The sequence below is a fragment of the Pseudomonas sp. HMWF006 genome, assembly GCF_003061205.1.
Classification (GTDB): Bacteria; Pseudomonadota; Gammaproteobacteria; order Pseudomonadales; family Pseudomonadaceae; genus Aquipseudomonas; species Aquipseudomonas monsensis.
The window spans coordinates 18,390-22,062 of record NZ_QAIU01000284.1 but is presented as its reverse complement, the minus strand read 5'-3'; the positions used below and the strand labels follow the sequence as shown (position 1 = coordinate 22,062).

At 58.6% G+C, this 3,673-nt stretch carries 3 protein-coding genes; all 3 read right to left on the bottom strand.

What is annotated here, in order from left to right; translation table 11 throughout:
• Nucleotides 1–386 (bottom strand): cyclic pyranopterin monophosphate synthase MoaC (gene moaC / locus DBR24_RS11685; RefSeq protein WP_128614820.1); only part of this gene is annotated, 386 nt, incomplete at its 3' end.
• A gap of 169 nt (nt 387–555) precedes the next feature.
• Nucleotides 556–1,950 carry a PhoH family protein gene (locus DBR24_RS11680; protein ID WP_128614819.1) on the bottom strand — a complete coding sequence of 465 codons (1,395 nt, stop codon included), beginning with the start codon at nt 1,948–1,950 and terminating at the stop codon, nt 556–558.
• Nucleotides 1,951–2,299: 349 nt separating this feature from the next.
• Nucleotides 2,300–3,424, bottom strand: coding sequence for a polysaccharide deacetylase family protein (locus tag DBR24_RS11675; RefSeq protein ID WP_128614818.1), 1,125 nt, complete (start codon nt 3,422–3,424; stop codon nt 2,300–2,302).
• Nucleotides 3,425–3,673 lie beyond the last annotated feature (249 nt).

The following is a 3,673-nucleotide window of genomic DNA, read 5'->3' as shown; positions in this document are numbered from 1 at the left end:
GCTTTGCACATGTCATAGATGGTCAGCGCGGCGACGCTGGCAGCGGTCAGGGCTTCCATCTCGACGCCGGTCTGCCCGGAGAGCTTGCAACGGGCGACGATGCGCACGCTGTCTTCGCCTTCAGCGCTGAGTTCGACTTTGACGCCGGTCAGCATCAACGGATGGCACAGCGGGATCAGATCGCTGGTCTTCTTCGCGGCCTGAATGCCGGCAATGCGCGCCACGGCAAACACGTCGCCCTTGGGATGGCCGCCGCTGACGATCATCTGCAGGGTTTCGGGGAGCATGCGCACCAGCGCTTGAGCCGTCGCTTCACGGAACGTCACGGCTTTTTCGGTGACGTCGACCATGTTGGCGCGACCTTGGGAATCGAGATGAGTCAGCACGGGGGCCTCCTTGAGGCAGCTGCAAGCGGCAAGCTACAAGCGGCAAGTTAAAAGCGCGGTAGGCAGGCGTCAGGAAAGCTCGCATTTAAACAGCCGAAAGCCGCAAGCTTCAAGCGGCAAGTGAAGTTCACTTGGACCACTTGCAGCTTGCGGCTTGGAGCTGCTCCTCTCAGAGGTGAGATTCGGCGTATTCGGCCAGGATCGAGCGAGGCACCCCTTGCAGGGTGATGTGCACACCGTTGGGGAAGTCCTTGAAGCGTTCGGTCAGGTAGGTCAGTCCGGAGCTGGTCGCGGACAGGTAAGGGGTGTCGATCTGTGCCAGGTTGCCCAGGCACACCACTTTGGAACCGGCGCCGGCCCGGGTGATGATGGTTTTCATCTGGTGCGGCGTGAGGTTCTGGCATTCGTCGATCAGGATCAGGCTCTGCTGGAAGCTGCGACCGCGAATGTAGTTGAGCGATTTGAACTGCAACGGCACTTTGCTGAGGATGTAGTCGACGCTGCCATGGGTGTTTTCGTCATCCATGTGCAAGGCTTCGAGGTTGTCGGTGATGGCGCCCAGCCAAGGCTCCATTTTTTCCGCTTCGGTGCCGGGCAGGAAGCCGATTTCCTGGTCCAGGCCCTGCACGCTACGGGTGGCAATGATGCGCCGATAACGCTTGCTGACCATGGTCTGCTCGATGGCTGCGGCCAGCGCCAGAATGGTTTTACCGGAGCCGGCGGCACCCGACAGGTTAACCAGGTGAATGTCCGGATCGAGCAACGCGTACAGCGCCAGACTCTGATAGATGTCGCGTGGCTTGAGCCCCCAGGCTTCCTGGTGCAGCAGCGGTTCCTGATGCAGATCGAGGATCAGCAGCTTGGCCTCGTCGATCTCCTTGATCCAGCCCACGAAGCCCTGTTCATCAATGATGAACTCGTTGATGTGCACCGCCGGCAGGTTGTCGATCAGTTGCACCTGGTGCCAGGTGCGACCGTGATCCTGACGGGTTTCGACCTTGCTGACGCGGTCCCAGAAGGAGCCGGTCATGTTGTGGTAGCCGTTGGGCAGCAAGGACACGTCATCGACCAGTTGGTCGGTGCTGTAATCCTCGGCATCAATCCCGCAGGCGCGCGCCTTGAGGCGCATGTTGATGTCTTTGGTAACCAGCACTACCGGTTTTTTCGGATCGCGAGTGTGCAGGTCGATCAGTTGGTTGATGATTTTGTTGTCGTTCAGGTGCTCGGGCAGAATCAGACTCGATTCGGCCTGCTTGCTCATCAGAATTGACAGCAAGCCCTTCGGACCGCCCTTGCCACGCTGGATCGGTACACCCAGTTCAACGTCTTCCGGGGAAGCATCGCCCAGGGTCTTGTCGATCAGCCGGATGGCCTGGCGGCACTCGGCCGCTACGCTGTGATGCCCGCTCTTGAGCTTGTCCAGCTCTTCGAGCACGGTCATCGGGATCGCGACGTGGTGTTCTTCGAAATTCAGCAGGGCGTTTGGATCGTGAATCAATACGTTGGTATCGAGTACATAAAGGATTGGCTGGTTGGAAGAAGGGCTACGTCCGTGATCATCCATACTCGGTCACCTTTGTGGGAGCCATTCGACGCAATACCTCGGCGGTGCTGCGCCTCGAAGTGACTGCCGAATTCACCTGCGAAGCTCTTGTTCGAGGAGCAGATGAACTGCACACAAAATGGGTCTTGGGAGACGCCACCTGTGTTGCAGGTTTCGGCGGTCTGTCTTCGTAATACTCCAAAACCCATGACATAAAAAAGCACTTTGACGGTTTTTTTAAGTTTATTTTGCAAAGTGACGAAAAGCCCTTGGCGGACTCCCCCGACACCGTTAGAGTCGGAAGTCCGCCCGCATCGTTTTCTTCAAGAAAATCGCCCCAAGCCCAATGTTTCCGGGCTTTTTCCGCTTATCAGCGAAACGCGTCCTGACAATCTTCCCAGCCGATACCGCTCTGTGCGGTCTGCGTGATCAGCCACGGCAACGACGTCTTCACCGCATCCTGTTTCATGTTGAAATTGATCACCCCGTGCCGCCACAACAGCATCAGGGTCAGCACCCGCTGCGCACTCGCACTGCCCTTGAGTTTGCCGGCGCCGTCCTGTGCATCTATGTCCCACAGGGCCACTTGCAGGCCCTGGGTATTGAAGAAACCTTGTGCATCACTGCGGCGCTGCCCCTCCGGCGGCCGGAACAGCGGCACGTAGTTTTCCGGCAACTTGCTCTTCACCAGATCAGCACTGCGACGTACCGAGTCCTGCCAGTCCTGCCAATAGCTGTGGGAGCGGAACTCCCAGCCCTGCACGCCGACACACTGTTTCGAGAACTCTACTTGCAGGTTGTTCACCGAGCGATCGGCCAGACGTGCCTGAATATCCTTGCCCAAGACAAAGAATGTCCCGCTCAGATTCGCCTTGCGCAGGTAGTCCGCGAGCCAGTCAGTGTTGTCCGGCTGGAGGTTGGCGGCGCTGTCGAAAGTCAGCAGAAACAGCCGGTCATGCATCTCGTCACCATTGCGCTCGTAGTCTCCGAAACGATCGACTTCGCTGCTGGTCTGCGGCGACAGCGCGGCTTTGCGCATCAGTTCGTCGAGGTACTGCACATGGAAGATCCGGCTCGGTTCGGCCCATTTGGTGTAATAGCTGTCGTCACTGACCACAAACTTGGCAGCCTGCTCGCGCAGGGTCGGCAGGTCTTCGACAAGGAAACAGAACGACGCATCCTGATCGCAGCTTTGCTGGGCATAGTTGTAGTTGCTCAGCAGGCGTTGCCACACGCGTTGGCGCAGGCTGTTGATCGCGTCGATATTGACCGTGCGCAGGCCCAGACGCTGGGCCATTGCGATTTCGTCCAGCGACTCGGTGCCGAGCAGGACTCGGGCGAACATCAGGATTTCCGCCCGTGACGCCACGTCGAACAAGGTCGGATTGCCGAGCTGTTCCGGCCAGGTACTGCGATCCAGCGTCGCCACATCGCCCGGTGCCGCTACGGCACCGAAGCTCAACAGCCACGCGGTGAAGAAAAGAACAATGCGCAAAGGGATGTCTCCATAACAAAACCCGCGCGGCACTATAGCTGATGTGCAAGGTTGAAGGACGCCGCCCTCACCCCAGCCCTCTCCCGGAGGGAGAGGGGGCCGATCTGTGTGGATTTCAAATTCAGCATTCAACTCAATAGCTCAGTTCGGCGTAAATCGACAGTCCTACGCGTTCAGCTCCCTCGCCCTCCGGGAGAGGGCTGGGGTGAGGGAAAAATCCACCAGCCGTCGCAAATGCCGACCTTGGCA